Below are 4,310 nucleotides of genomic sequence, written 5' to 3' on the forward strand. Positions count from 1 at the left end.
CCTCAATTTCTTGCAATCCTCGCTACGGACGCTTAAGTCCGACAGGCTGCTAGCTATCAGAATAAGTCGGTAAGGAGCTTGAGTCCGGTTATGAAAAGACAGACGTACAAAACCTTGTAAAAAAAGTCAGTAGAGATTGCTTTAACCATCTTCATTCCAAGCCAGACACCCAGGGGGCAAACAGGTACTAACAAAGAGGACAGTAGCAGGTTGTTTGCGGTGAACTGGCCAAGGGCTGCATAGGCAGGACACTTTATCAGATTGAGAGAGCCAAAAAAAATAGCCATGGTGCCTGCCAGAAATTCCTTTTCCAGCTTCAACGGTAGCATGTAAACACTCAGCGGTGGTCCTCCGGAGTGAATACCAAAGCTGGTGAAACCACTGACGGTTGACCAGAAAATACCGCTCAGTGTGCCGGGCTTATGGGGTGAGTGAACGTAATCACCAAACCATTGGTTCAGGCAGAACAAAATGGCAATGATACCAATTATGCCTCTGATAGCCCGTTCACTCAGGGATGCAAATATCATCAGGCCCAGAAAAATGCCGAACAGGCCCGGAAAAATAATGACCCTGAACACAGTCCAGTCTACGTGCTTCCGCCATCCCCAGATGGCGAATCCGTCCATAACTAACAGCAAGGGTAGGAGGATTGCAGCAGCCTGAACGGGAGGCATCGATATCGACATAAGAGGTACAGCAATCATCCCAAGAGCGTTACCCATACCTCCTTTGCCTAATCCTGTAATGAGGACTGCCGGGATAGCCGTTATAAAGAAGGACAGCTCTGGTGCTGATGACAGCGGTGGTGACAACATGGGGAAATGTCAGGTGAGGAGTTCGATTTCGTAATCCAGCATTTTATCCTTGTTGAACAGGTAGCGGCCGATAAAGTTCTTTTTCTTCATCAGCAGAGGTAACCAGTAGCGGTCATCCTCCCACATTTCATCGTAAGGAATATCTTTGATATGAAACCACAGGGGGATCGCCTCGTCGGTTTCTTCGGGAATACCATCATAGTCAGAAGCGGAAAAGGCGTAGACATGAATGGAGTAGCCGTCGACAAACTGGAACAGGCATTCACCATGAAAGTTCATATTCAGCGGGGTGACGTTCAGTTCTTCCTGAACTTCTCGCACTGCGCACTCCAACGTGGTTTCACCATCTTCAAGCCTGCCGCCGGGCCCATTGATTTTGCCGGCTCCCAGTCCGCGCTTTTTGCGAATTAAAAGAATATGATCGTTTTTAATGATAAACGTCAGGGTAGCAGGATCTTGAGCTTTCCAGCTTTCCCAGTCGATGTCGGAGAGTGTTCTGGCGGTTATGGGCTGCATGTCAGACTTATGATTTGTCGATACCTCAGTTACTCATTATAAAGCAGAGCTGCTGGAGATGGGTTGTTAATTTTTCATTATTACCTGAGTTGTGACAATGGCAGTAATGTCAGAGTGTTGGACTTGAAAGCTCCGGTATCAATAAAGTGGGTATTGCCCAGAGTCGTAGGGTTTTCGACAATGGTGTGGCCACAGATAATATGGTCCACACCTTCAACCCAGTCTGTATTCCCGGTTTGTACTTTTGTTCTTGACCACATCAATTGCCGGGTCAGTTCAGGATTGCTTGCAATGCTCTCAGGATTCCAATGGTTTAATGGGTATTCTGCGTGACAGATCGCCAACTTGCTTCCGTCAGATTGCTCAACGAGTATCAGGTAGGGCAATGTATCTACCCAGTTGGCATACTCCTGCATTTGTTTTGTAGACACTTTAAGATGCCAGCGACCACCGTTGAGAACCCAGTCTGCCAGAATAGCTGATGACTCTGGGTTTCGGGCAATGGTCCGCAGGGTATCTTCGTGATTGCCGCAGACAGGATGGAACCAGGGTTCATGGATTAGGGAGAGGCAACCTGGCGAATCGGGTCCCCGGTCAATCAGGTCTCCCACACTGAAACAACGATCCAGCTTAAAATCAAAATCCACTTGCTCCAGGGTTTCGAACAGCAAGTCATACATGCCGTGAAGATCACCGATTGCGAAATCTCTTCCTGACAAGTTGGGGCCGAAGGTTTGAAGAAACATGATAGCTCCTTTGCAATCCATTGCTTCTGGAGTTCGAAGCAGGCAGGGGTTGTGTCAGATCCCTTTCAGAGTCGCCAAGCCCGTTTTTGGATCAATCTCTATCCCGGGTGGTGCTGACTTGAGTATAATCTTAACCTGTTTGTCATTGGCCAAGACTCTGAAAGACAACGGTGTACTTTTAGGCAGCTCGCCGGTTTTTCTAGCCAGGGCTGCGACGTCCAGAGCACTCAGGTAAAAAGGCAACACCTTCTCTACTGTTTCGGCCAGATTGCTGAGAATCAGAGCGTTAGCCATTAGCGCAGGTGCGTAAGTCGGTGTTGCGTAGTCGGTGGTCTGAAGCTGAGACTGAACATGATCGACCCAGCGTTTCTTTTGCTCTTTGGGCAACGTGCTGAAGGCTTTCAGCAACAGACTGCCTTCTTCCGGAGTAAACAATCTCATCATTGCAGCCAGAGCACCCAGAGCTTCGACTTCCTGAGTAGACAGCCCTTTATCGTTCGAGAGCTTCAGCCACTGGGCTCGCGCCGTCAGATAGGCAGGAATGGGATTAAAATCCGGATCTTTCTGAAGCTTGTCCAGTTCGACCTTGATCTGGTTCATTGCCCGGAAGGTATTCTCCGTCAGGTACAGGGAGCCTTTGGCACTGACATGCCCCCTGAAGCCGGCAATGTTATCTACCCAGTAGGCATACCAGAGGCTCAGGTCTCCAGGCTTCAGTTTGCCACTGCGAAAGCCCTCTTTCAGAGTGCTGTACATATTGAGTGAACCTTCGTTGTACATCATATGTCGCAGATGACTGTCTGACAGGAACACGATGGTGAATTTGTGACCGTCGGAACGGTATTTTCTGGCAATTTCTTTTGCCAGCGGGTAAATGCTGGTGGCTTTATCAGCGGTTACCGCAAGGAACCGAGTACTGTCTTCCGGTAGTTTGGTATCAAGAACTACCGACGCTCGCTCCCTGGCAGTTGGTGACAGGGTGACGGCACTGATTAACGCTGCGGCAGCCAGTGTTTCGTAAGACTCCTCATCGAGCCCGCGAATCAGCCCAGACAATTGGTTGAAGTGCTGAAGGCTCAGGACCGGCACAGCCAGATCTTTCTGGGGCAGAATGAAGGCATCGTAGTCCTTTTCTGTACCGGACTTCAGCAACTGGAGTGAATAAAGGCGGGACAGGGCACGAGGGATTTCCCAGTGTATGTCAGAGGGTAGCCGGTCCGCCGACATTTCCGGGGTGGCAACAGGGTTATCCATGACCCAGCTTAGCTGCTCAATCTGGCTACTGGTAATGTTCAGATCCTTGCCATAGGTGACACGAATGTATTCTCTGATCAGGTCGATGGCTTCATTGGCCTGAGCCTGCCAGCCAGTCAGAATCAGCAGTAAGAGTAAAAGAGGCTTCAGAAGTGTTTTCATAACTGAAAGGGCAATTGACCAAATGCCTAAGCATAGCAACAGGTATGAAGTTTGCTCCGAAGTTTTTGGATCCGGTTATGAAAATTTCGTCAAAAAACCTGCGTTGACTCTACCTATAGTTTTATATGAATATTTTAGGAACAGGGCACTATTCAGGAGAGGGTCGACATGGCGGACACCAGAGAGACCATCCGATCATTGTTTGATCGGCAGGCTGAAAACTACATTCAGCAGGACAGTGCTGGTATGCTGGGTCATTATGCACCGGAAGACGACCTGCTGTTCTGGAGCTCAGAAGGTGCTCAGATTAACGGTCATGAAGCTCTGAAATTCTGGTATGAAACCCTCTTCAACCAGTTCGAAATCCTGTCCGTCAAATACCGGATAGAGTCTGCCTGGGAAGGACCAGATCAGATTTCCTGCTGCAGTACCTGGCAGTTAGAAACCCGGCTCAGGGATGTAGAGTGGGCGGTGGTAGAACTACAGTTTCTGAGGGCGACACATATTTTGAGACAGTATCAGGGAGCATGGAAAATAGCTCATATCCACTCCTCTCCCATTGGTCAGGCCTCAGCCGATTTTCCCGCCAGCTGACGATCCCTGAAGCAGATAGGCATTCTTGTACTAGTCTTGAGTCACTCCACTTTTTAACCGTTCTGGTTGGGGCATGGGGCAGCGGGCTTTTCCCTGACTAACAGCAGTCAAATAAAATTGCAACAATCGCAAAATCAATTACGCTAGCAGCCTGTCGGACTCAATGCTGTCCTACTGCGGTTGCAATAAATTGGTCTAAAAATTCCTGCTTCTTCGTCAA

At 49.0% G+C, this 4,310-nt stretch carries 5 protein-coding genes; 1 reads left to right on the forward strand and 4 read right to left on the reverse strand.

Features of this window, described 5'->3' with window-relative positions:
- Positions 1-56 precede the first annotated feature (56 nt).
- The 4 genes from KDK17_RS03540 to KDK17_RS03555 form a co-directional block, all read right to left on the reverse strand.
- Positions 57-818 carry a sulfite exporter TauE/SafE family protein gene (locus KDK17_RS03540; protein ID WP_257287354.1) on the reverse strand — a complete coding sequence of 254 codons (762 nt, stop codon included), beginning with the start codon at positions 816-818 and terminating at the stop codon, positions 57-59.
- 9 nt (positions 819-827) lie between these two features.
- Entirely contained in the window at positions 828-1,334 is a 507-nt protein-coding gene (locus KDK17_RS03545) for an 8-oxo-dGTP diphosphatase (protein WP_257279786.1), read from the reverse strand.
- 80 nt (positions 1,335-1,414) lie between these two features.
- Positions 1,415-2,080: a metallophosphoesterase gene (locus tag KDK17_RS03550; protein ID WP_257279785.1), complete on the reverse strand. Its 666-nt coding sequence runs from the start codon at positions 2,078-2,080 to the stop codon at positions 1,415-1,417.
- A gap of 54 nt (positions 2,081-2,134) precedes the next feature.
- A complete protein-coding gene (locus KDK17_RS03555) occupies positions 2,135-3,496 on the reverse strand; it encodes a hypothetical protein (RefSeq protein ID WP_257279784.1) in 1,362 nt (453 codons plus the stop codon).
- A gap of 168 nt (positions 3,497-3,664) precedes the next feature.
- Between KDK17_RS03555 and KDK17_RS03560 the strand changes: the two genes are divergently transcribed.
- Positions 3,665-4,090 (forward strand): nuclear transport factor 2 family protein, encoded by a 426-nt coding sequence (locus tag KDK17_RS03560; protein ID WP_257274807.1) that lies wholly within the window; start codon positions 3,665-3,667, stop codon positions 4,088-4,090.
- The last annotated feature ends 220 nt before the right edge of the window (positions 4,091-4,310 follow it).

Source organism: Endozoicomonas sp. SESOKO2, from assembly GCF_024606245.1.
In the GTDB taxonomy this organism is placed as follows: Bacteria; Pseudomonadota; Gammaproteobacteria; order Pseudomonadales; family Endozoicomonadaceae; genus Endozoicomonas_A.

Coding starts and splice junctions, on each gene's coding strand:
- KDK17_RS03550 (WP_257279785.1), bottom strand. CDS start 2,080: ATGTTTCTTCAAACCTTCGGCCCCAACTTGTCAGGAAGAGATTTCGCA.
- KDK17_RS03560 (WP_257274807.1), top strand. CDS start 3,665: ATGGCGGACACCAGAGAGACCATCCGATCATTGTTTGATCGGCAGGCT.
- KDK17_RS03555 (WP_257279784.1), bottom strand. CDS start 3,496: ATGAAAACACTTCTGAAGCCTCTTTTACTCTTACTGCTGATTCTGACT.
- KDK17_RS03540 (WP_257287354.1), bottom strand. CDS start 818: ATGTTGTCACCACCGCTGTCATCAGCACCAGAGCTGTCCTTCTTTATA.
- KDK17_RS03545 (WP_257279786.1), bottom strand. CDS start 1,334: ATGCAGCCCATAACCGCCAGAACACTCTCCGACATCGACTGGGAAAGC.